The following is a 22,464-nucleotide window of genomic DNA, read 5'->3' as shown; positions in this document are numbered from 1 at the left end:
TAGGGTCTTGCGAGTGCCCACACAGATTGTCTGATTAAATTGTTAAAGAGCGGGGCAACCGGAGAGGTTCTCCGTGTTGCGAGGCTGCGTATCTTACGCTGTTTGCCTCCGGAGTCAAGCGTTTATTTTTCGCCGGTCTCCGACTGGCGTCTGCGGCATGTCTCAGCTCAGCGTCGGTCAGTGGTGGCGCATTATAGGGAGTTTTCGGCACCTGGCAATAGTTTTTTTTGAAAAAAGATTCAACCGATTACTTATCACCCAAAATGGCTAGATTTGCTGTTTTATCAGACTACAGAAAGGAAAAAGAGGTGTTTTTTCACCTCTTTTTTTTCACTACTATCTATTTTTTAGATTTTCCATGACAAGTTTTCATGAAGATGGCCTCTAATCTATCCTGTCTATATAAAGAAAGAAGGCTATCAATGAAATTCTCTCGTCAAAAATGTCATTGCTTTGGAACAATTTGATTGTTTTCAAGCTCCAACGTTACCATTTTACCTGGAATCAATTTACCGGAAAGGATCTGCTGAGCCAGAGGATTCTCAATCTCTTGCTGAATAGCCCGTTTCAATGGACGAGCTCCGTATACAGGATCAAAACCCGCTTCGCTCAATTTTTCCAATGCTGGTTGTGTCATAGTAACCTGATAACCGCGTTCTTCCAGACGCTGGTATAAACGCTGCAATTGGATATTCGCAATAGACGTCAGATGTTCTTTTCCTAAAGGATGGAAAACAACAATCTCATCAACACGGTTGATAAACTCTGGCCTGAAATGATGACCAACCACTTCCATCACCATATCTTTCATTCCTATATAATCCAGTGATCCAAAACGTTCCTGAATCATATCGGAACCTAAGTTAGAGGTCATAATCACAACTGTATTACGAAAATCAACCGTTCTTCCCTGACCATCAGTCAGACGGCCGTCATCCAGTACCTGCAACAAGATATTGAAAACATCAGGGTGTGCTTTCTCTACTTCATCCAGCAAGATGACAGAATAGGGGCGGCGTCGCACCGCCTCTGTCAGATACCCTCCTTCTTCGTATCCAACGTATCCGGGAGGAGCACCAACTAATCTTGAAACAGCGTGCTTTTCCATAAATTCAGACATATCGATGCGAACCATAGCATCATCACTGTCGAACAAGAAATTAGCCAGCGCTTTACACAACTCTGTTTTACCTACCCCTGTCGGCCCCAAGAACATGAAAGAACCTATCGGGCGATTAGGATCAGATAATCCGGCTCTGCTACGGCGAATCGCATTTGATACCGCATCAACAGCTTCATTTTGCCCAATAACGCGTTTATGTAATTCTTGCTCCATGCGCAACAGTTTATCTTTTTCACTTTCCAGCATTCTAGATACCGGAATTCCTGTCCAGCGAGCAAGAATTTCAGCAATTTCAGCATCAGTGACTTTATTACGCAGCAGTTTCATATGATGATTTTCTGCTGCTGTTGCCGTTGCCAGGCGTTTCTCCAAATCAGGAATTTTTCCGTATTGAATTTCAGACATTCTGGCTAAGTCACCACTACGACGCGCTTTTTCTAATTCAATACGGGTATTTTCTAACTCTGCTTTGATATTCTGAGTGCCTGTAAGCTCTGCTTTTTCAGCTTTCCACTCTTCTTCCAATTCAGAGTATTCACGTTCTTTCTCTGCCAGTTCTTCGCTCAGCATTTCTAAACGTTTTTTACTGGCATCATCCGACTCTTTTTTCAGTGCCTGTTGTTCAAGTTTTAGTTGAATAACACGTCGTTCTAGTCGATCCAATGCTTCTGGTTTAGAGTCCATCTGCATACGCAGACTTGCCCCTGCTTCGTCTATCAAATCGATTGCCTTGTCAGGCAACATACGATCGGAAATATAGCGATGAGACAATGTTGCAGCCGCAACGATTGCTGGATCGGTAATCTGTACATGATGATGTAATTCATAACGCTCTTTGAGGCCACGCAAGATCGCAATGGTATCCTCAACGGTGGGTTCTGCAACGTAGACCTTCTGGAAACGACGCTCCAAAGCTGCGTCTTTTTCAATATACTGACGATATTCATCCAGTGTCGTCGCCCCAACGCAGTGCAATTCGCCACGAGCCAAAGCGGGTTTCAGCATGTTACCGGCATCCATCGCCCCTTCAGCTTTACCTGCTCCTACCATGGTATGCAATTCATCAATAAACAGGATGACTGAACCTTCCTGTTTGGAGAGATCGTTTAAAACACCTTTCAAGCGTTCTTCAAACTCGCCACGGTATTTCGCTCCGGCCAGTAACGCTCCCATATCAAGAGACAAAACACGTTTGTTTTTTAGTCCCTCTGGAACTTCACCATTAATAATACGCTGTGCCAAACCTTCAACGATTGCAGTTTTCCCAACCCCCGGTTCGCCAATAAGAACTGGATTATTTTTGGTTCGACGCTGCAATACTTGAATTGTGCGACGAATTTCTTCATCACGCCCAATGACGGGATCTAATTTTCCTTGTTCAGCACGTTCAGTCAGATCAATTGTGTATTTTTTTAACGCTTGGCGCTGATCTTCTGCGCTCTGGTCATTTACTTTTTCACCACCACGCATTTGTTCTATTGCCTTAGTGATTCTATCTTTAGTTGCTCCAACAGCTTTCAGTAGGTCACTTAATGTTCCACGTTCTTCAATTGCTGCCAGAACAAAGAGTTCAGAAGAAATAAAGTTATCACCTGCTTTTTGTGCCAGTTTGTCACACAGGTTTAAATAGCGCCCCAATTCATTGGATAACTGTACATCTCCACCATTACCTTCTACTTTCGGCAATCGGTCAAGAGCCTGATTAAGTTGATCCTTGAAGCTACCCGTATCCACCCCAGCCGACGTCAATAATGGGCGAACGGAACCACCCTCTTGATTGAGTAATGCACTCATCAAGTGGATTGGTTCGATGAATTGATTGTCACGCCCTAATGCGAGGGATTGGGCGTCAGCGAGAGCAAGCTGGAATTTATTGGTAAGACGATCCAGACGCATAACACCTCCGATACTGGTCAGAATTTGCTACTGGAAACTAGATAAGGCCATTCCTTAAATATTCAAGGTTTTCTGAAAATTTAATTGGAAACTTACCGCTATGTGCCAAAATCGTCCTGTAAAAGAAGTCATCGTAACCAGATTAAAGTCGCCATTCGCCCGGTATTACCATCCCGACGATAAGAGAAAAAATTGCTTTCCTCCGTGGCAGTACATGCGGTTCCACCAAAAATCTCTGTTATCCCCAAAGATTGCAATTTTAATTTAGCCAATAAATAAATATTTGCCAGAAATTTATCACCATAAGGTGTAAAAGCTTGTGCGAATTCAGAATGGGTTGCGGTGAAAGCCTCCCTCACTTCGCCGCCCACTTCAAATTTTTCAGGGCCAATAGCTGGCCCCAACCATACGCGGATCATTTCAGGTTTTGTACTAAATTGAGACACCGTATTTTCCAACACACCTGCGCATAGCCCACGCCACCCTGCATGGGCTGCTGCCACTTCATCGCCGGAAATACTGCAAAAGAGAACTGGCAAACAATCTGCTGTCATAACAGCACAAACCTGCCCAGGAACATTTGTATAAACGGCATCTGCCTGCTGATTTTCCAGTGACTGACCATCAAGTGTAATAACACGTGTCCCGTGTACTTGTTCCAACCAAATGGGAAGCTGTGGCAACCGAGCATATTCGACTAACAGTTTTCTATTCCGTTCCACACATTCTGGATCATCTCCAACATGCTTACCCAGATTTAAACTGTCATAAGGAGGCAGGCTTACGCCTCCTATTCGGGTTGTGCTGCAAGCGCCAACATTTTCAGGCTGTGGCCAATCAGGAAAAATCAGTGGTGTCATTTAACTACCAGTCCATATCATCTTTGAAGGTTTCGGCATCCGCTTTCATTACTTCAACCAATTTAACCATGTCATCCGGTAATGGGGCATGCCATTCCATCTCTATCCCCGTGATCGGATGGTAAAGGCGTAACATGGTGGCATGCAATGCCTGACGATCAAAGTTGCGCATTACTTCGCTAAATTCGTCTGAAGCCCCTTTTAAAGGGCGAGGACGTCCACCGTACAGAGGATCGCCAACCAAAGGATGTTTAACATGTGCCATGTGTACACGAATTTGGTGTGTCCTACCCGTTTCCAAACGCAAACGCAAACGGGTATGTGCCCGAAAATGTTCCATGACCCGATAATGAGTGATAGCCGGTTTGCCCATCGGATGCACTGCCATATGAGTCCGCTTGGTTGGGTGGCGAGAGATAGGCTCCTCTACCATTCCTCCTGCCGTCATACATCCCAAAGCAATAGCTTCATATTCACGGGTGATTTCACGCAATTGCAAGGATTCCACCAAACGGGTTTGCGCGGGCACGGTTTTTGCGACAACCATCAATCCTGTCGTATCTTTATCGAGACGATGAACAATGCCAGCTCGAGGTACATCAGCAATTTCAGGATAGCGGTATAACAAGGCATTCAATACTGTTCCGTCAGGATTACCCGCCCCAGGATGAACAACTAAGTCTCTTGGTTTATTGATCACCAGAATATCGTCATCTTCATAGACAACATTCAGTTCAATATCCTGCGGTTCCCAACGTGCCTCTTCTTCAATGATGGCATCAATGAAAATTTCTTCACCGCCCAAGACTTTTTCTTTTGGCTTATTAATTAATTTACTATTAACTTGAACTTTATTGTCCAAGATCCACTCTTTTATACGTGACCTGGAGTAATCAGGGAACAATTCAGCCAAAGCTTGATCTAAACGTTGACCGAGCTGAGATTCGGCGACTATTGCATTAAGTCGGATTTGTTGTGCCATATATAACTTCTATATTTTACGTTGAGTTTTGACGGCGAAGCCGTTTCATTTAAAATAGTGTGCTATTGTAACTCTATCTTTGCTGGGAGCTTCACGGACAGTCTCCCAGAAAATACTCAGAGGATAATCAACACGTGATGATTCGCATGAAATATCTGGTGGCAGCGACCACATTGAGCCTGGTTTTATCTGGATGCTCCAGCAATAAAGATGCTGTTCCTGATATCCCGCCATCTCAAATTTATTCAATTGGGCAGGAAAAGCTGCAAGAAGGTAACTATAAAGCGGCTATCAAGCAATTGGAATCTCTTGATAACCGTTATCCTTTCGGGCCATATTCCCAACAGGTTCAGCTTGATTTAATTTATGCCTACTATAAATCAGCAGAATTCCCACTGGCTCTCGCATCTATTGACCGTTTCATGCGCCTGAACCCAACCCACCCTAATATTGATTATGTGCTATATATGCGTGGTTTGGTGTCACAAGCTCTGGATGACAGTGCATTACAGGGCTTTTTCGGCATCGATCGTTCAGATCGAGACCCTGAACATGCCCGCGCTGCATTCCGTGATTTCAATCAGTTAGTCCGTTACTATCCAAACAGCCAGTATTCAACTGATGCCTCCAAGCGTTTATCATTTCTCAAAGAGCGTTTGGCCAAATATGAACTTGCGGTTGTAGAATATTACACTAAACGCAGCGCTTATGTGGCGGTTATCAACCGCGTTGAACAGATGTTACGTGATTATTCTGATACTAACGCAACGCGGAAAGCCCTTCCTTATATGGAGTCAGCCTATAAGCAACTAGGGTTGACGACTGAAGCTGATAAGGTGGCACAACTTATTGCCGCCAATCCAGCATAAAGCTTAGACGATAAAAGAACAGCAGCCGTATGGCTGCTGTTCTTTTTATGGCCTTTCATTTTTATTGTTGGTTCTTTTTCAGTTTAAAAATCTGACGTTATTCAGGCCACAATTTGAATATTTTACACTGAAAAATATTTTAACAATTAGTATTATCAATAAGGTTTATAGTACCATAACTGACTAATAATGACGCATAACACTTCACTGCGCAACAAATATTCCCCATATCTTCCTTGAGTATCACAATTCTTACACTTACTTCCAAAATCGCCTCTCAAAGGTGATTTAGATCATTCCTTTTACTCAAAAGAGCGGTATGCTGAATCTATCAAAGACGGAGTAACACAAAGAGGTAACTATATGTTAGTAAACATTACCAGCAAACAATTGGAAATTACCCCCGCAATTCGTAGCCATGTTGAAGACCGTCTAAATAAGTTGAACAAGTGGCAAACCAATCTCATTAATCCACATATTGTACTATCAAAAGAACCTCAAGGATTCTTAGTTGATGCCACCATTGGCACACCTAATGGCTCATTGGTTGCCAGTGCTAAGCATGAAGATATGTATGCTGCTATCAACGAACTGCTGACAAAACTGGAGCGTCAGCTCAATAAAGTGCAACATAAAGCAGAAGCTCGTCGCGCTGATAATAGTGTTAAAGAGTCAAATCTTAACTTAGAAGTGTAATCTAATCTTATTCCTGCTTAACGCGCTCATTGAGCGCGTTTTTGCATATGTATACCCTTCATTTTTCAACCTTCTGTTGACACTCCATATCAAATAGGTTAATTAAAGTACATTATTAAATGTATAAAGTGATGTACTCACAAACAAATGGCTATCAATCTGTCTTTCTTATTTTTCTTTTTCACCTTCTGAGCAAGGGGGCTTCGTTTTATAAAGAAACATAAAGAAGACGAACAAAAACCTCCCTGCAGATGGGAGGTTTTTTTGTTTTACGGGTCATAAATTATATCCATAATAAAAATGTCAGGAACATGCTATGGAACGAAATTTAGTTAATTTACGAGAAGAGATTAGTAATATTGATGCAGATTTACTGGACTTGCTGGCTAAACGTCGGCAATTAGCCTGTAATATCGCCCAGACGAAGCTTCTCGACCATCGGCCTATTCGAGATAAAGATCGCGAAAGAGAATTACTTAATACATTGATTAATAAAGGAAAAAACAGAGGATTGGATGGTTTTTATATTACGCGGTTATTTCAAATGATCATTGAGGATTCTGTTCTTACTCAACAATCTTTATTGCAACAACATTTGAATCAGACACCTTACGACACAGCACGCATTACTTTTTTAGGGCCAAAAGGTTCCTATTCCCATATAGCCGCTCGCCAATTTGCTGCTCGCCACTTTAATCAATTAGTTGAGTGCAGTTGCCACAAATTCCCCGATATTTTTTCATTGGTTGAAATTGGTCAGGCAGATTATGGCATTCTACCACTGGAAAATACGAGTTCTGGGGCAATTAATGAGGTTTATGATTTATTGCAAAATACACCTTTATCTCTTGTTGGAGAGATAACCCTACCGATCAATCACTGTTTATTAGTTACTGAACAAACTGATATTTCAAGAATAAAAAATGTTTATAGTCACTCTCAACCTTTCCAACAATGCAGCCAGTACCTCAATAAATACCCTCATTGGAAGATTGTCTATTGTGAAAGTACTGCTGCTGCTATGCAAAAAGTCGCTGAACTCAATTCGCCAGAGGTCGCAGCACTTGGCAGTGAAGTTGGTGGTACTCTCTATGGGTTACGTGTTTTAGAAAACAATCTGGCAAATCAGCAAGATAATAGTACCCGCTTTATCGTTGTTGCTCGTAAACCTATCGAAGTATCGGATCAAGTTCCAGCTAAAACTACTTTCATCATGTCAACAGGACAGCAAGCAGGCGCTTTGGTTGATACACTCATCATTTTGAAGAAACACAATATCATCATGAGCAAGTTGGAATCTCGCCCAATAAATGGCAAACCGTGGGAAGAAATGTTTTATATCGATGTGCAAGCCAATCTACGTTCCATGAAAATGCAGCAAGCATTTAAAGAGCTGTCAGAAATTACGCGTTTCTTGAAAGTATTGGGATGTTATCCATCAGAAAATGTAACGCCCATGAACCCAGCCTAAAGTATAAAAACCGGATGAAAACATCCGGTTTTTATACAGTTGCATTTTTCAAGAATACTTCACTTTTCAAGTTGTTCTAGATCCTGCTATCACTAGCCTGTTGCAAAAGTACCCGGCTCTCTTTCATAAATCGGGTTGCTTCATCTCCAAACCATTCTCTGACTTGATTAAAACTTGCAATGAAAGCCGATTTATCCTGATTTTCCAATAGCTTCAGAGCTTGCCCAAAACTTTGGTGATAACGCCGGATTAGCTCAATATTCTTAGGATTGGACATAATGATATCAGCATATAATTGGGAATCTTGTGCAAATAATCTTCCCACCATAGCCAGTTCCAATCGGTAGATCGGTGAAGATAATGAGAGCAACTGCTGTAAGTCAATATCTTCTTTTGCAAGGTGCCACCCATAAGAAAAGGTGGTGAAATGGCGCAGAGCCTGAATGAAGCTCATATTTTTATCGTGCTTTTCTGCACTGATTTGGTGTAACCGCGCTCCCCATACTGACATTTGTTCCAAAAACCACTGATACGCTTCTGGGTGACGCCCATCGCAATATACAACCACCTGCTTAGCAAAACTGCCTACATCTGGTCCAAACATAGGATGCAGACCTAAAACAGGCCCTTTATGCACCTCAAGCATCGCATTTAGCGGCCTTTGCTTGATGGAGGCCAAATCAACCAAAATACATTGTTCTGGCAAAGGAGGTAAACGATGAATAATCTCTTCCGTCAAATGAATGGGAACACTGACGATCACCATTCCTGCACCTGCCAATATATGCTCAGCCTTATTCCAATCACCAGATTCAAGAATCCTGACTTCATAGCCAGACAAGGTCAACAAGCGGCTAAACAATTTCCCCATTTTTCCTGAGCCGCCGACAATAACCACTGGCCCCAAGTGAGAACGGAATTTTTTGAAGCCTTTATTGTTTTCACTCACATAGGACTCTCGCATGATGCGCCGCAAGATATCTTCAATTAAATCAGGCGGAATTCCCATATTTTCCGCTTCTTGACGACGAGAAGCCAGCATTGTTGCTTCTCTGTCAGGTGCGTAAATTGGCAAACCAAGCTGACTCTTCACTTCTCCAACTTGTGCCACTAAATTCATCCTCTTCGCCAACAAAGCTAACAAAGCTTTATCTACTTCATCAATTTGTTCCCTCAATTGTGACAATTCTGCGACCATATTGATTACCCTGCTTTTTCCATCATCATGTTTCGATTTGCCAAATGTGGAGCAATTTGCTGGTGTAGTTTTCTTAATACCTGCTCTGTAGTCTGCCAGTTAATGCAAGCGTCTGTTACTGAAATGCCATATTTCATCTCATTTCGAGGTTGCTCTGAGGATTGGTTACCTTCATTAATATGGCTTTCCAGCATAATACCAATGATAGATTGGTTGCCAGCCATAATCTGTTCAGCAACAGAATCTACTACAACACTCTGACGACGAAAATCTTTATTGGAATTACCATGACTACAATCAATCATCAATGATGGTGTTAACCCAGCCTTAAGCATTTGGCGTTCACAATCAGCAACATGCTCAGCACTGTAATTAGGTGCAGCACCGCCACGCAGGATCACATGCCCATTAGGATTACCTTGGGTTTGCAGCAAACAGACTTGACCTGACTGATTTATACCCATAAAACGATGAGGCATTGCTGCTGCTTTCATAGCATTAATGGCGGTGTTCAAATTACCATCAGTGCCATTTTTAAACCCAACTGATACAGATAAACCAGATGCCATTTCCCGATGCGTTTGAGATTCAGTCGTTCTTGCTCCAATCGCTGACCAACTGAATAAATCCCCTAAATATTGTGGATTGTTGGGATCAAGCGCTTCATTCGCCAAGGGTAATTCCATTTCAACTAAATTCAATAATAAACGACGGGCAATATGCAATCCAGCATCCATATCAAATGAACCATCCATGTAGGGATCACTAATTAAGCCTTTCCAGCCAACCGTTGTACGGGGTTTTTCAAAATAGACACGCATGACAATATACAGACAATCACTCAATTCAGCAGAGAGCGCCTTCAAACGGTGGGCATAGTCGAGGGCAGCCTCCACATCATGAATTGAACATGGACCACATACCACTAATAAACGAGGATCACGATGTTGAATGATATCAGCAATCGTATTACGTGCGTTTGTGATGGCATGCAGATCGTTGCTACTTAATGGATATTTTTGTTTTAGTTCTTCAGGGGTAATAAGAACCTGTTCATCAAGAATATGAACATTATTAAGTGCATCTTTTTGCATGATCATTTCTCTACCTGCCTTGTTTTGTCTGTTTAGTTTTTTTGAGTGTCTGGTAGATAAAATACCACGCATCGTAAATAATACAATCCAATTATGTAAATTTTTCCAAAAAAATGGAAACATAATATTACACAAAATGTAAGTGCTACCGATACTATAAACATATCAATAAGTTATTAAGTTTTTAAGTTTTTAACTCCTTATTACAATATTTAAATAAATTTAAATATTAACTTTTTGTAAATAAATATTCACAATGGAAATATTTCATTAATTATCAAATTATTCTTTATTACATATAAAATTACCTTTAAAATCATACAATAAAAACAAAATATCAATCCATCCTATATTAATATTTCAATAATATTGATATATTATTTTAATGTTGTTGAAAAATATAAAATTAAATTTATGCAATTTATTAGAGTGCTACAAATTTAAAGCCTGTATTACCAGCTTTTATTTGTTTTTTAATCATTTATTAATGACAGATATGATAACGTTGCAATTTACTATTTTGGCACCATTGACAACTTGGACTCTAACTTTCCTGTGTAGGTACAAGGTCATGTGGTTTATACCATGTTCCCAATCATTGATAATATTGGTCTGAAAAAAGGCATTCGCTCAGAACGTCCGATGGCGGTAGCCTCTGTTGCCTCACAAATGGCAATCACAGCATCTCCCATTTCAGTGGCAGTTGTTTCTTTGGTGTCAATTATTGCTGCCAGCCATGGTATTGTCCAAGCTTACGGTATTTTGGAAATTTTGGCTGTTTCAATACCAGCTTCTCTGGCAGGAATAGTGATTGCTGCACTATGGAGTTTACGACGTGGGAAAGATCTCGATAAAGATGAAGAATTTCAAGAGAAGCTTAAAGATCCAAAGCAACGTGAGTTTATTTATGGTGGCTTAGAAACATTATTAGATCAGGTACTTCCTAAACAGGCTTATTGGGCAACTTAGATTTTCTTTGCTGCGATTGCGATCGTGGTAGTATTTGACGCCTTTACAGATTTGCACCCTGTTTTTGAAATGAAAATTAGACTGTACTGATAAAATGGGCAGCACTTAAGGTCACTGACGACCATACGTGAGAAATTGAGTTTAGTTTAAAATGAATACATTAATCCATTAAAAATGGCCAGCTATTTGCTGGCCTTTAACGATAACTTTCGGATGTAGCAAAAGCGTATTACTTCGCGTTCAGACGCTCTTTAATACGAGCAGCCTTACCAGAACGCTCACGCAGGTAGTACAGTTTAGCTCTGCGAACAGCACCACGACGTTTAACGTTGATGCTGTCTACGACTGGGGAGTGAGTCTGAAATACACGCTCAACGCCTTCGCCGTTAGAAATCTTACGAACAGTGAATGCAGAGTGCAGACCGCGGTTACGAATTGCAATAACCACGCCCTCGAATGTCTGCAGACGCTTTTTAGAACCTTCAACGACCCATACCTTAACTTCCACGGTGTCACCCGGACGGAATGATGGTACGTCTTGCTTCATCTGCTCTTGTTCAATTTGTTTAATAATGTTGCTCATAATAACTCTCTTACCCTAGGTAAACTGATATATCAAAGACACTCCATCACAGGATATGTCTGGATTAATTCGTTGCCTGATCTTGATATTCCTGTTGGAATTCAGACAGCAACATCCTTTGCTCGTCAGTCAGAGCTAGGCTTTCTAGAAGTTCGGGCCGTCTTAACCAAGTCCGGCCAAGCGATTGTTTCATACGCCAGCGATTAATTTCAGCGTGATGTCCCGACAGTAAAACTGGTGGAACTTCCATACCATCTAACACTTCAGGGCGAGTATAGTGAGGACAATCCAAAAATCCATCAGCGAATGAGTCTTCTTCTGCCGACGCTTGACGCCCCAAAACTCCCGGAATAAACCGAGATATTGAGTCAATCATCGTCATAGCAGGAAGTTCTCCCCCGCTAAGGACGTAATCACCGATAGACCATTCTTCGTCAATTTCGGTTTGAATGACACGCTCATCAATACCTTCATAACGACCGCAAACCAGAATTAATTTCTCATTTACTGCCAGTTCACAAACCCCTTGTTGATCGAGTTTGCGTCCCTGAGGTGAAAGGTAAATCACCTTTGCACCATCACCCGCCGAAGCTTTAGCTGCATAAATAGCTTCCCGTAAAGGTTGCACCATCATCAGCATACCTGGACCACCGCCATAAGGGCGATCATCAACAGTACGATGCCGGTCATAGGTAAAATCCCGTGGACTCCAGCATTCGATACTTAACAGGCCATTCTTCACTGCCCGACCAGTTACCCCGTAATCGGTTATTGCGCGGAACATTTCAGGAAACAGGCTTATAACCCCAATCCACATACTGCGTCCCACTCATTTAAACCGTTTTACCGGAGATTAAAAACTAGGATCCCAATCTACTTCAATAGTTTTGGTAGCGAGATCGACTTTCTTGATAACCTGCCCATCAAGAAACGGAACTAACCGCTCCTTGATACCGAATGCATCTTTCAGGTTGGCTTTTATTACCATCACATCGTTAGAACCTGTTTCCATCATGTCATGGATGGTTCCAAGGTTATAACCTATTGTGTTTATGACTTGGCAACCAATAAGGTCTTTCCAGTAATAATCACCCGTTTCCAGTTCTGGTAATTGATTTGAATCCACCACAATTTCACAGTTGGTGAACAGATTCGCAGCATCCCGATCATCAATATCTTTGATTTTGACGATAATATCTTGATTGTGGTATTTCCAAGCTTCCAGCTCAACGTGTTGCCACTGACCAGAGCGTTGAATAAACCACGGATGATACTCAAAAATGTCTTCGGCTTGTTCGGTGGAAGAAAAAACTCTGAGCCAACCACGAATGCCATACGCTGACCCCAATTTTCCCAATACAATTGGCTCAACAGGGGGCTCCAGGCCAGATTGTTTGCTCATTGTTACCACCGTGACAGATTAAGCTGCTTTTTTAACGTCTTTGATCAGTGCAGCAACACGATCAGACACAGTTGCACCCAGACCAACCCAATGTTCGATACGGTCTAGATCTAAACGCAGAGCTTCTGCATTTCCTGAAGCGATTGGGTTGAAGAAACCAACACGCTCAATAAAACGACCATCACGCGCATTGCGGCTATCGGTCACGACTACTTGATAAAACGGACGCTTTTTTGCGCCGCCACGAGCTAAACGAATTGTTACCATAACATCCTCATTAGTTAGCAAAACAACCAGACTCCATCGAGGAACGGAGTCCAGCTGTCCATTTAAAAGCGTGAAAATTTTACTCACTTTGGCGTAAAAAGCAATCCAAAGAACATTTTCTTTCACTACTTTGTCTATTATCGCCCCATAAATCCTGGTGGCAGCATGCCTTTCATGCCTCGCATCATTTTCGCCAGGCCACCTTTCTTCATTTTTTTCATCATACGCTGCATTTCGTCAAATTGTTTCAGCAAACGGTTAACATCCTGCACTTGCGTACCCGATCCCATAGCAATACGGCGTTTACGGGAACCTTTGATGATTTCTGGTTTTTCACGTTCTTTGCGAGTCATTGAATTAATAATGGCTTCCATTTTGACCAGAACTTTATCATCCATTTGGGATTTGACTGCATCAGGGATCTGCGACATTCCCGGCATTTTGCTTAACATGCTGGTCATTCCGCCCATATTTCGCATTTGTTTAAGCTGATCGAGAAAATCGGTTAAATCAAAACCATCACCTTTTTTCAGTTTTGACGCCAATTTTTCTGCTTGAGTACGATCAACCTTACTCTCAATTTCTTCAATCAGTGAAAGCATATCCCCCATACCGAGGATACGGGATGCAATGCGGTCAGGATGGAAAGGTTCCAATGCATCCGTTTTTTCACCAACCCCAAGGAATTTGATTGGCTTGCCAGTAATATGACGAATGGAAAGCGCCGCACCACCACGAGCATCACCATCGACTTTAGTCAGAATAACCCCAGTCAATGGCAAAGCTTCATTAAATGCTTTTGCCGTATTGGCAGCATCTTGACCTGTCATCGCATCAACGACAAACAGAGTTTCCACAGGCTTGATAGCTGCATGAACCGCTTTAATTTCATCCATCATGGCTTCATCGACATGCAGACGACCAGCAGTATCAACTAGCAACACATCATAGAATTTCAGCTTGGCATGCTGAATAGCCTTATTGACGATATCAACTGGCTTTTCCTGTGGTTCCGAAGGAAAAAAGTCAACTCCAACCGTTTCAGACAGAGTTTCAAGCTGTTTTATCGCCGCTGGACGGTAAACATCGGCAGAAACAACCAATACTTTTTTCTTATTTTTTTCTTTCAGCAGCTTACCTAATTTGGCAACACTGGTTGTTTTACCTGCACCTTGCAGACCTGCCATCAGAACAACAGCGGGAGGTTGAGTAGCAAGATTCAGTTCACTGTTAACCTCCCCCATCGACTTAACTAGTTCATTCTGAACTATTTTGACGAATTCCTGACCGGGAGTCAGACTTTTGTTAACCTCATGCCCCACTGCGCTCTCTTTGACTCGTGAAATAAAATCACGCACGACAGGCAATGCAACATCCGCTTCTAGTAAAGCCATACGAACTTCACGCAGCGTGTCTTTAATATTATCTTCAGTCAACCGCCCGCGGCCGCTGATATTGCGCAGTGTGCGCGATAGTCTGTCAGTTAAATTATCAAACATTGTTTCAGCTCAGATATCTACAAGTGGGTCTACCTGTAAGGTAAATTTTACGAATTATAACACGATGATCATTTAATCTCTGCAAAGAGATTCCCAAGTATAATTAACAACGGTTGGAGGCTACCTCTGCTAAGGGTATACTTAAATTTTAATTTCAATCTATATCCAATAGATTTCGGGTTGCGTTGAGGCTGCAATTTAGCCCTCGGAAGCATAGCTAACTATGTGACAGGGATGAATGCGTTCAGCCAACAAAAATGCAACTTGAAAGATGAAGGGTATAACACTATTGCGAAAACAATAAACGTTATGCTGGTACTTTCAATTGTTGCTTTACTCGCTTACCTCATTAGCCTGACACTCATCGTGCCAGGTTTATTGCGTCAACAAAATAGCTATCAAAAACTGGCCCTTTTTTTCGCAATTGTAGCGTTAATTAATCATGCGATTGCATTGAAATATCAAGTATTTCATGTCAGCAGCGGGCAAAATCTTACCCTATTGAATTTGGGTTCAATCGTTAGTTTGCTTATGTGCATCATTATGACGATCGTGGCTTTACAAGGGCGAGCATGGTTTTTACTACCGATTGTTTACTGTTTCGCTATGATAAATTTGATACTGGCCAGTATGATGCCAGGAGAGTTTATTACGCACTTAGAAGGCAGTATAGAATTATTCATTCATATTGGACTCGCATTGCTTGGATATGCCACTTTACTCATCGCAGCACTTTATGCACTACAACTTGGCTGGCTGGATCATCGCCTGAAAAAGAAAAAGCTCACCTTTACCTCAGGCATACCGCCATTGATGACAATTGAACGAAAAATGTTCCACATTACCCAAGTCGGGGTAATTTTACTAACATTAACACTATGTACAGGCATCATGTATATGGAGAATATTTTTAGTAAAGAAAATATTCATAAATCTGCTTTATCTATCATTGCCTGGTTTATCTACATTATTTTACTCTGGGGACACTATCATGAAGGGTGGCGTGGTAAACGTGTTATTTGGTTTAATCTGATTGGTGCGTTTATTCTGACAATTGCGTTTTTTGGCAGCAGACTATTATAGGGAATTATGATTTATTGAAAGTTCAAAGGATCATAGCCAGTTTATATAAATATTAGGAAGGAATTCTGTTTTGGAGCACGTCTCAACAGGCACACTCATTATAATCCTTGTCATCATGGTTATCGTTTCGGCTTACTTTTCTGCCTCAGAAACTAGCATGATGACAATTAATCGTTACCGCTTACGTCATTTGGCTAAACAAGGAAGCCGCCCAGCTCGAAGGGTTGAGTCTCTGCTGCATCACCCAGATAGACTAATTAGCCTTATTCTTATCGGCAACAATCTTGTCAATATTTTAGCCTCTGCTCTGGCGACTATCGTCGGCATGCGCCTGTATGGTGATGCTGGCGTTGCCATAGCCACGGGCATACTGACTTTCGTGATTCTAGTTTTTTCTGAAGTGATGCCAAAGACTATTGCAGCACTTTATCCAGAAAAAGTGGCATTTCCAAGTAGCCTCCTATTACGCCCACTAGAAAAAATCATGCTGCCGCTTGTTTGGACATTTAATAAGATCAGTTTACTGTTCATGCACTGCCTCGGCCTCAAAACCTCAGGTATTCGCAATGATTCAGTCAGTAAAGACGAGTTGCGCACGATAGTAAATGAGTCAAATACTAATCTGTCTCGCCGTAACCAAGACATGTTGATATCGATATTGGACCTTGAGAAAGTTACCGTGGGCGACATTATGATCCCTCGTAATGAAATTGTCGGAATTGATATCAACAATGACTGGAAATCGATTATTAGGCAATTGACGCATTCTCCACATGGACGAATTGTTCTGTATCGGGATTCCCTTGATGATGCAATTGGTATGCTACGAGTACGTGAAGCTTATCGGTTGATGATGGAGAAAAAAGAATTTACTAAAAGAAATCTAATAAAAGCAGCAGATAAAATCTACTTTATCCCCGTCAGTACTCCACTGAATACCCAACTTGTTAACTTCCAACGTAACAAGCAAAAAGCGGGCTTGATTGTCGACGAATATGGAGACATTCAAGGGTTAATGACTGTAGAGGATATTTTAGAAGAAATTGTCGGTGATTTTACTACATCAATGTCTCCTTCTTTGGCAGAAGAAGTTGTTCCTCAAAGTGATGGCTCCGTTCTGGTTGAAGGTACTACCAATATCCGTGAGTTAAATAAAGCTTTCGATTGGGCACTACCCGAAGATGGCCCAAGAACAATGAATGGTATGATTTTAGAGGAGCTAGGGGAAATACCTGAATTGAACACTCAAGTGAAAATTAATGAGTATCATTTTGAGATTCTTTCGGTACACGATAATGTCATCAAACAAGTTCGTGTGACACGAATAAATAAAAGTACAGAAAAAAACATAACCCCCAATAAATAACTCAATAATTATTCAATAACAATATTCAAAGTTTAACTACCTGCATGTTTTGGGGTAGTTTAAAAACAGAAAAACTCACGAATCCCTTTATGACATGTTCCCTTACATAAAATGCGCCATTTTCCTATTGCTCTTTGTCCATTATCCATCTTTTTATTCGTTGTATGATAATGTGTTTTTACTTCTCTAATTTTTTTCATATGATCAAATTCCGAGAAAGTAATTGGGTAACTATTACGTCCATTATTAAATTTTTTTTGATTATACCAATCTCGACTAGCTATACGATGATCTAATTGGGTGCGAATAGGACGCTCAGGTTTGATATCAAAAAATCCGTGATAAACTCAAGATGCTTAATTGGAGAATTTACATCTTTGGTTTCTTTAATTACCCATTCAACACCTAATTTACATATTTTTCGCAGAAAAGCATTCATAAAAGAAGATGAAATTAATATATCTGTATTATTTTGTTGACATATTTCAAACTCAATATTACATTCTATACTAGCTAAAAACTCAAAATAATTTACATCTCCTTCATCAAAAGCGTCGAAAACTCCATTAATTTTCTTATTATCATTTTCATCAAATTCAATAGTGTCTGGTTTATTTTCATCACTATTCTTATTATTCTTATTCAAAAACCTTAACTTATAATTTCCTTTCACTCCTTCATTACTCTTTTTTATTATAAAACCATTGTGAAATGATTTTTTTCAAAATTGTCATATGAAAAAGATAACCAGCTATTTAATATAGTATCTGGCCACCTCATCTTGCATATCATATTTTTGTCATTAGAATATTCGTTAGATAAAACCTTAAACATATCAATTTGATTCTGAGAAATATTTGTTGATATTTTTTTCTGAACAAATGAGTGAATATTTCTGACATTTTGAAATGGTTTATCTCCATAATCTTCTAACGGTGCTAATTTCAAAGTGTTATTTAAAGAGTCAAGAATAACATATATATTATTATCTTTGTTATTTGTATTGAGTAGAGATAACTGAAAATGCTTAAAATAATCTACTCTCTCTGAATTCATGCCAAAAACAAAAATAGTATTTTTATCAAAATCACTCATAATTCCCCCTAACAACAATAGGAAAAAACCATCAAATATCAGAGAGTTTTAAATATCTCTATTCATGAATAAATTTCGTTTATTTCAGGAAACTATAATGAATGATCTCAACCCGTTCTTTATGGAGACGCCTAAAACATGAAGTCAATTAATAGGGGGCCAGCAAAAAAAGCCAGCCCCGAAAATATAAGCGAATTCTGGTCAATTAACAAAAAACTTGAAACCAGAACAGAATAAATGGCGAGCATCAGGCGTATCATTAATACGTGATCCGGTTCCTCGCCTTACAGGTCGCCTATACCTGCAGCTCCACGAGTTTTTCTTCTGGCAATGCCAACTCATCGTTCTGATTGACACGAACGTCAGCATCAAGAATTCGCTGAGCAATGTCTTGAGCTTCTTTCAATGAGTGCATCTCATATGTACCACATTGATAAATATTCAATTCTGGGATCTGGCTCTGATCTTGAACTTTTAGCACATCAGCCATAGCAGCTTTCCAAGCTTCAGCCACTCTCTGTTCAGCTGGTGCACCAATTAAACTCATGTAAAAACCAGTACGACACCCCATTGGAGAGATATCAATAATTTCAACGCCCTCACCGTTCAAGTGATTACGCATAAAACCAGCGAACAGGTGCTCAAGCGTGTGAATACCTCTTTCTGGCATAACATCTTTGTTAGGTACACAGAAACGTAAGTCAAACACAGTGATAGTATCGCCATGAGGCGTATCCATTGTCTTGGCAACTCTAACAGCAGGTGCAGCCATACGAGTATGGTCAACTGTAAAACTATCCAATAAAGGCATGATCTTACCTCCTAGGCATCAGATTTTTGTGAAAATTTTTTCAGTTAGATGAAACCTTTTCATTTGCGGCCGGTCATAAGATATGAAGACGCGCAAAATTGTTATCATCCCTATTCTCTAAGAGATTTTATTCGGCCACCAACTGGTGGCCATTTTCTTTTTTAACGCCCAGCATGTAATTTTAGATAATCCTCAAAACTCATGCTGTCTTGCTGCTCAAGACGATGTTGTAGAGATACAGAAACATCACGCTCAACAGAAAATTTCTCATCACTTAAAATGGAATAAGGTTCTTCAATCAATTCCTCATGATATTTGTTTGCTAGTTCCAAGCCAAAACCAACTATTCCTTGCGCTTTCATCTTACCCAATACACGGGCAGAAAACGTTAATGAGGGATCTTCAAACATAGTAACAAGCTCTTTGCAAACTGACTGATACTGTGTTCCTGAACAAGCATCCAAAACTTCAGCAACCCGTTCTAAGTCCCTGAATAATTCTTGACCCACAACTTTAAGGGGCTGTTGTTCAATACCATAACCAATGCCAATATCCAGACCAGGTTTACGCCCTTCTAAAATGACTTTATTCCAGTTCTGACGGCAACAGTCAAGCTCCTCAATACCCATTCCCGGCGCATCAGCCAAAGCACACCATATCAAGAATAGATCCAGAAAACGAATTTGAGTCTCATCAACGCCAACCGCCGTAAAAGGATTAATATCCAAAGAACGTACTTCAATGTACTCTACACCACCCCGTAACAAAGCATCCGAAGGTGATTCACCTTCTTTAGTGACACGTTTAGGGCGTATTGGCGCATACAATTCATTTTCGATTTGAAGAACATTGGTATTGAGTTGTAGGTACTTATCTTCTTTTTTGATACCAATTTTTGCAAAATCTACAGATGGCTTATAAATAGCTTTCTTAAGTCCCTCTACATACGTATTGAGGTTATTAAAAGTAATATCCAGGTCACGCTGTGATTTATTGGTATACCCTAAATCACTCATCCTCAGCGAAGTCGCATAAGGCAAGTAACAAGTCCCTTTTTCCGTTTCCTCAAAGGATAATGCCGTATTTCGTCCACGCAAAAATGAAGAGCAAATCGCCGGTGATGCACCAAATAAATAAGGAATCACCCATCCAAAACGGTAATAATTTCGGATCAGCCGAAAATAACCATCCGAAATCTGTTCTTTTCCTGTTTCTGCGTCTTTAATACCTAACCATGCCTGCCAGAAACTGAGTGGCAGAGAAAAGTTATAATGTACGCCAGAAATAGTCTGCATCAATGCGCCATAACGGTTTTTTAATCCCTCACGATACAAGGTCTTAAAACGTCCCACATTGGACGTACCATATTGCGCCAGAGTGATGCCCTCCTCCTGGTCAATAAAACATGGCATACTCAAAGGCCACATCTTTTCACTGCCCAGGTTCCGAGCTGTATAACGGTGCAAATCTTTAAGAAAAGCAATAGTTCTATCTATATTATTGTCAACAGGGGTAATAAATTCCAATAGAGATTCAGCAAAATCAGTTGTAATCCATTTATGCGTTAAAGAAGCACCAAGTGATTCTGGATGCCCCGTCTTAGCTAAATGACCGTCTGGAGTAACACGCAATGTTTCACGTTCAATGCCGCGACAAATACCGTCTAACACAGCTGGATTTGCCTCTAACCATAACAATGCTTTTGATACGTCCGGGATCAATTTGACCTCCCGTGGAGTTTTAAAAAATTATTACTAAGAGTTTACTTTATATGAAACAAGCCAAGTTGTCGCTGATTACATAGGGGTCATAAGATGTCACTGACTAGATAGTATACAGGAAAATAATAAAGGAAAAATAATATTTGAAAGGGTGTAAAGTAAAAAACCCCAGCCTGATTAAGGCTGGGGTTTAATATGGTGCATCCAGGAGGATTCGAACCTCCGACCGCTCGGTTCGTAGCCGAGTACTCTATCCAGCTGAGCTATGGATGCGTTGTCGATTTTCTATTTCTGGTTGAGCTTCAGTAATTACTCTATTTCCAGAATTTGAACACCATGATTAAATCAAAGCGTTGAATATGGTGCATCCAGGAGGATTCGAACCTCCGACCGCTCGGTTCGTAGCCGAGTACTCTATCCAGCTGAGCTATGGATGCGTTGTCGATTTTCTATTTCTGGTTGAACTTCAGTAATTACTCTATTTCCAGAATTTGAACACCATGATTAAATCAAAGCGTTGAATATGGTGCATCCAGGAGGATTCGAACCTCCGACCGCTCGGTTCGTAGCCGAGTACTCTATCCAGCTGAGCTATGGATGCATTTTAAATGGCGGTGAGGGAGGGATTCGAACCCTCGATGCAGCTCTTAACCACATACTCCCTTAGCAGGGGAGCGCCTTCAGCCTCTCGGCCACCTCACCATACGCTTTACAACTTGTTGCTTAGAAGTAAAACTTCATATCTTTCTGAAGTTTTACTTCTGACTCTTACTCAGAAGCTTTTCTTTAAGCTCTTCGTCGCTGCGATGGCGCACATATTACTTTCCCTACCTGATAAGTCAAACAATTTTTCCAAACTTTTTTCCGTTTGAACACTTCACGCTCAAACTGATTGGTTTGACATCTAAAAGACTATTTTACCAACAGCAAAATGATCTAAGGACTGTTAAAATTTATGAAAAGAATTATTCATCTCTATAGAGTCATGAACAATGCTTTTTCAACAGATAGAAAATTAAAAGACGTGAGAGAATAAGATTAAAGTAGTAAAAGAGAAAATGGGCCAGATTTATCAGATGGGAAAGTAGAGTAGCGCCCAAGTTTTAAAAAAAGCGTGGACGCCATTCTTGAATTAAAAAGTTGTAGGCTGAGATTTCTCTGCCTGAATCCGTTGATAAATTTCTTCACGGTGAACAGAAACTTCCTTGGGCGCATTTACACCAATGCGAACTTGGTTGCCTTTTACTCCCAGTACTGTGACTGTTACCTCATCGCCTATCATGAGTGTTTCACCAACTCGACGAGTCAGAATAAGCATTCTTTGCTCCTTGAAAATTTAAAAGAGTCGGGTCTCTAGGTTTCCCCGCTATTATCCATCAAACACCGTGAAAACGTAAAGCAATGATATCTACTTAAAGTATAAGCAGTTTTGAACACATATCATATATCTATAGGATAGCTAAAATATAAGTATGTGCC

At 40.6% G+C, this 22,464-nt stretch carries 20 protein-coding genes, 4 tRNA genes, 1 pseudogene and 1 other annotated feature; of the genes and pseudogenes, 6 read left to right on the top strand and 19 right to left on the bottom strand.

From position 1 onward, the window contains the following. Positions 1-445 precede the first annotated feature (445 nt). The 3 genes from clpB to rluD all read right to left on the bottom strand — a co-directional run bounded on the left by clpB (position 446) and on the right by rluD (position 4,861). Positions 446-3,019 (bottom strand): ATP-dependent chaperone ClpB, encoded by a 2,574-nt coding sequence (clpB, locus tag Xhom_RS07960; protein WP_069316602.1) that lies wholly within the window; start codon positions 3,017-3,019, stop codon positions 446-448. Between the two features lie 128 nt (positions 3,020-3,147). Further along, positions 3,148-3,879, bottom strand: a complete 732-nt coding sequence (yfiH, locus tag Xhom_RS07955; RefSeq protein ID WP_069316603.1) for a purine nucleoside phosphorylase YfiH — start codon at positions 3,877-3,879, stop codon at positions 3,148-3,150. 4 nt (positions 3,880-3,883) lie between these two features. Beyond that, positions 3,884-4,861: a 23S rRNA pseudouridine(1911/1915/1917) synthase RluD gene (rluD, locus tag Xhom_RS07950; protein ID WP_069316604.1), complete on the bottom strand. Its 978-nt coding sequence runs from the start codon at positions 4,859-4,861 to the stop codon at positions 3,884-3,886. 137 nt (positions 4,862-4,998) lie between these two features. Here rluD and bamD point away from each other — a divergent pair, with 137 nt between their 5' ends. The 3 genes from bamD to pheA all read left to right on the top strand — a co-directional run bounded on the left by bamD (position 4,999) and on the right by pheA (position 7,897). Then, positions 4,999-5,730 carry an outer membrane protein assembly factor BamD gene (gene bamD, locus Xhom_RS07945; RefSeq protein WP_069316605.1) on the top strand — a complete coding sequence of 244 codons (732 nt, stop codon included), beginning with the start codon at positions 4,999-5,001 and terminating at the stop codon, positions 5,728-5,730. 363 nt (positions 5,731-6,093) lie between these two features. After that, the gene (gene raiA / locus Xhom_RS07940) at positions 6,094-6,426 is read left to right on the top strand and encodes a ribosome-associated translation inhibitor RaiA (protein ID WP_069316606.1); all 333 of its coding nucleotides are present in this window, start codon (positions 6,094-6,096) and stop codon (positions 6,424-6,426) included. A gap of 146 nt (positions 6,427-6,572) precedes the next feature. Then, positions 6,573-6,695, top strand: a sequence feature (Phe leader region). Positions 6,696-6,742: 47 nt separating this feature from the next. After that, positions 6,743-7,897, top strand: coding sequence for a bifunctional chorismate mutase/prephenate dehydratase (pheA, locus tag Xhom_RS07935; RefSeq protein WP_069316607.1), 1,155 nt, complete (start codon positions 6,743-6,745; stop codon positions 7,895-7,897). A 76-nt stretch (positions 7,898-7,973) separates the two neighbouring features. Here the strand turns inward: pheA and tyrA are convergent, their stop codons facing one another. Together tyrA and Xhom_RS07925 are read right to left on the bottom strand one after the other, a co-directional pair. Then, positions 7,974-9,095, bottom strand: a complete 1,122-nt coding sequence (gene tyrA / locus Xhom_RS07930; RefSeq protein WP_069316608.1) for a bifunctional chorismate mutase/prephenate dehydrogenase — start codon at positions 9,093-9,095, stop codon at positions 7,974-7,976. A 5-nt stretch (positions 9,096-9,100) separates the two neighbouring features. Then, positions 9,101-10,195: a 3-deoxy-7-phosphoheptulonate synthase gene (locus Xhom_RS07925; RefSeq protein ID WP_069316609.1), complete on the bottom strand. Its 1,095-nt coding sequence runs from the start codon at positions 10,193-10,195 to the stop codon at positions 9,101-9,103. A gap of 508 nt (positions 10,196-10,703) precedes the next feature. Between Xhom_RS07925 and Xhom_RS07920 the strand changes: the two are divergent. Continuing rightward, positions 10,704-11,233: pseudogene (locus Xhom_RS07920) on the top strand (anaerobic C4-dicarboxylate transporter family protein); the annotation flags it as partial. A gap of 154 nt (positions 11,234-11,387) precedes the next feature. On the opposite strand, the gene rplS reads toward Xhom_RS07920, so the two are convergent. From rplS to ffh, 5 genes are all read right to left on the bottom strand, one after another. Next, positions 11,388-11,741, bottom strand: coding sequence for a 50S ribosomal protein L19 (rplS, locus tag Xhom_RS07915; RefSeq protein ID WP_038262425.1), 354 nt, complete (start codon positions 11,739-11,741; stop codon positions 11,388-11,390). A 64-nt stretch (positions 11,742-11,805) separates the two neighbouring features. Further along, positions 11,806-12,558 carry a tRNA (guanosine(37)-N1)-methyltransferase TrmD gene (trmD, locus tag Xhom_RS07910; RefSeq protein WP_069316610.1) on the bottom strand — a complete coding sequence of 251 codons (753 nt, stop codon included), beginning with the start codon at positions 12,556-12,558 and terminating at the stop codon, positions 11,806-11,808. Between the two features lie 36 nt (positions 12,559-12,594). Continuing rightward, positions 12,595-13,143 carry a ribosome maturation factor RimM gene (gene rimM / locus Xhom_RS07905; RefSeq protein ID WP_069316611.1) on the bottom strand — a complete coding sequence of 183 codons (549 nt, stop codon included), beginning with the start codon at positions 13,141-13,143 and terminating at the stop codon, positions 12,595-12,597. Positions 13,144-13,161: 18 nt separating this feature from the next. Beyond that, the gene (gene rpsP / locus Xhom_RS07900) at positions 13,162-13,410 is read right to left on the bottom strand and encodes a 30S ribosomal protein S16 (RefSeq protein WP_069318467.1); all 249 of its coding nucleotides are present in this window, start codon (positions 13,408-13,410) and stop codon (positions 13,162-13,164) included. Positions 13,411-13,547: 137 nt separating this feature from the next. Next, positions 13,548-14,909 carry a signal recognition particle protein gene (gene ffh, locus Xhom_RS07895; protein ID WP_069316612.1) on the bottom strand — a complete coding sequence of 454 codons (1,362 nt, stop codon included), beginning with the start codon at positions 14,907-14,909 and terminating at the stop codon, positions 13,548-13,550. 309 nt (positions 14,910-15,218) lie between these two features. Between ffh and Xhom_RS07890 the strand changes: the two genes are divergently transcribed. After that, on the top strand, positions 15,219-15,992 hold the full coding sequence (locus Xhom_RS07890; protein WP_069318468.1) for a cytochrome C assembly family protein: 774 nt from the start codon (positions 15,219-15,221) through the stop codon (positions 15,990-15,992). 70 nt (positions 15,993-16,062) lie between these two features. Further along, the gene (locus Xhom_RS07885; RefSeq protein WP_069316613.1) at positions 16,063-17,358 is read left to right on the top strand and encodes an HlyC/CorC family transporter; all 1,296 of its coding nucleotides are present in this window, start codon (positions 16,063-16,065) and stop codon (positions 17,356-17,358) included. 292 nt (positions 17,359-17,650) lie between these two features. Here Xhom_RS07885 and Xhom_RS07880 read toward each other — a convergent pair whose 3' ends face one another. From Xhom_RS07880 to csrA, 9 genes are all read right to left on the bottom strand, one after another. Then, positions 17,651-18,031 carry a hypothetical protein gene (locus tag Xhom_RS07880; RefSeq protein ID WP_069316614.1) on the bottom strand — a complete coding sequence of 127 codons (381 nt, stop codon included), beginning with the start codon at positions 18,029-18,031 and terminating at the stop codon, positions 17,651-17,653. 20 nt (positions 18,032-18,051) lie between these two features. After that, entirely contained in the window at positions 18,052-18,453 is a 402-nt protein-coding gene (locus Xhom_RS07875) for a hypothetical protein (protein WP_069316615.1), read from the bottom strand. Positions 18,454-18,748: 295 nt separating this feature from the next. Further along, positions 18,749-19,264, bottom strand: a complete 516-nt coding sequence (gene luxS, locus Xhom_RS07870; RefSeq protein WP_069316616.1) for an S-ribosylhomocysteine lyase — start codon at positions 19,262-19,264, stop codon at positions 18,749-18,751. A gap of 161 nt (positions 19,265-19,425) precedes the next feature. Beyond that, on the bottom strand, positions 19,426-20,985 hold the full coding sequence (gene gshA, locus Xhom_RS07865) for a glutamate--cysteine ligase (protein WP_069316617.1): 1,560 nt from the start codon (positions 20,983-20,985) through the stop codon (positions 19,426-19,428). 196 nt (positions 20,986-21,181) lie between these two features. Next, a tRNA-Arg gene (locus tag Xhom_RS07860) sits at positions 21,182-21,258 on the bottom strand. Between the two features lie 87 nt (positions 21,259-21,345). Then, positions 21,346-21,422: transfer RNA gene (locus Xhom_RS07855), tRNA-Arg, on the bottom strand. An 87-nt stretch (positions 21,423-21,509) separates the two neighbouring features. Beyond that, positions 21,510-21,586: transfer RNA gene (locus tag Xhom_RS07850), tRNA-Arg, on the bottom strand. An 8-nt stretch (positions 21,587-21,594) separates the two neighbouring features. Further along, positions 21,595-21,687, bottom strand: a tRNA-Ser gene (locus Xhom_RS07845). 430 nt (positions 21,688-22,117) lie between these two features. Next, the gene (csrA, locus tag Xhom_RS07840; protein ID WP_010845367.1) at positions 22,118-22,303 is read right to left on the bottom strand and encodes a carbon storage regulator CsrA; all 186 of its coding nucleotides are present in this window, start codon (positions 22,301-22,303) and stop codon (positions 22,118-22,120) included. Between the last annotated feature and the right edge of the window lie 161 nt (positions 22,304-22,464).

The organism is Xenorhabdus hominickii (assembly GCF_002632725.1).
Lineage (GTDB): Bacteria > Pseudomonadota > Gammaproteobacteria > Enterobacterales > Enterobacteriaceae > Xenorhabdus > Xenorhabdus hominickii.
Note: the sequence above shows the minus strand (reverse complement) of the source record. Positions and strands in the feature narration are given on the sequence as shown.

Excerpts from the sequence above, each read along its gene's own strand:
- tyrA (WP_069316608.1), bottom strand. The coding sequence starts at position 9,095 with ATGGTCGCAGAATTGTCACAATTGAGGGAACAAATTGATGAAGTAGAT.
- rimM (WP_069316611.1), bottom strand. The coding sequence starts at position 13,143 with ATGAGCAAACAATCTGGCCTGGAGCCCCCTGTTGAGCCAATTGTATTG.
- ffh (WP_069316612.1), bottom strand. The coding sequence starts at position 14,909 with ATGTTTGATAATTTAACTGACAGACTATCGCGCACACTGCGCAATATC.
- bamD (WP_069316605.1), top strand. The coding sequence starts at position 4,999 with ATGATTCGCATGAAATATCTGGTGGCAGCGACCACATTGAGCCTGGTT.
- rplS (WP_038262425.1), bottom strand. The coding sequence starts at position 11,741 with ATGAGCAACATTATTAAACAAATTGAACAAGAGCAGATGAAGCAAGAC.
- clpB (WP_069316602.1), bottom strand. The coding sequence starts at position 3,019 with ATGCGTCTGGATCGTCTTACCAATAAATTCCAGCTTGCTCTCGCTGAC.
- rpsP (WP_069318467.1), bottom strand. The coding sequence starts at position 13,410 with ATGGTAACAATTCGTTTAGCTCGTGGCGGCGCAAAAAAGCGTCCGTTT.
- csrA (WP_010845367.1), bottom strand. The coding sequence starts at position 22,303 with ATGCTTATTCTGACTCGTCGAGTTGGTGAAACACTCATGATAGGCGAT.
- pheA (WP_069316607.1), top strand. The coding sequence starts at position 6,743 with ATGGAACGAAATTTAGTTAATTTACGAGAAGAGATTAGTAATATTGAT.
- Xhom_RS07890 (WP_069318468.1), top strand. The coding sequence starts at position 15,219 with ATGCTGGTACTTTCAATTGTTGCTTTACTCGCTTACCTCATTAGCCTG.
- trmD (WP_069316610.1), bottom strand. The coding sequence starts at position 12,558 with ATGTGGATTGGGGTTATAAGCCTGTTTCCTGAAATGTTCCGCGCAATA.
- Xhom_RS07875 (WP_069316615.1), bottom strand. The coding sequence starts at position 18,453 with ATGAGTGATTTTGATAAAAATACTATTTTTGTTTTTGGCATGAATTCA.
- raiA (WP_069316606.1), top strand. The coding sequence starts at position 6,094 with ATGTTAGTAAACATTACCAGCAAACAATTGGAAATTACCCCCGCAATT.
- luxS (WP_069316616.1), bottom strand. The coding sequence starts at position 19,264 with ATGCCTTTATTGGATAGTTTTACAGTTGACCATACTCGTATGGCTGCA.
- Xhom_RS07925 (WP_069316609.1), bottom strand. The coding sequence starts at position 10,195 with ATGATCATGCAAAAAGATGCACTTAATAATGTTCATATTCTTGATGAA.
- yfiH (WP_069316603.1), bottom strand. The coding sequence starts at position 3,879 with ATGACACCACTGATTTTTCCTGATTGGCCACAGCCTGAAAATGTTGGC.
- rluD (WP_069316604.1), bottom strand. The coding sequence starts at position 4,861 with ATGGCACAACAAATCCGACTTAATGCAATAGTCGCCGAATCTCAGCTC.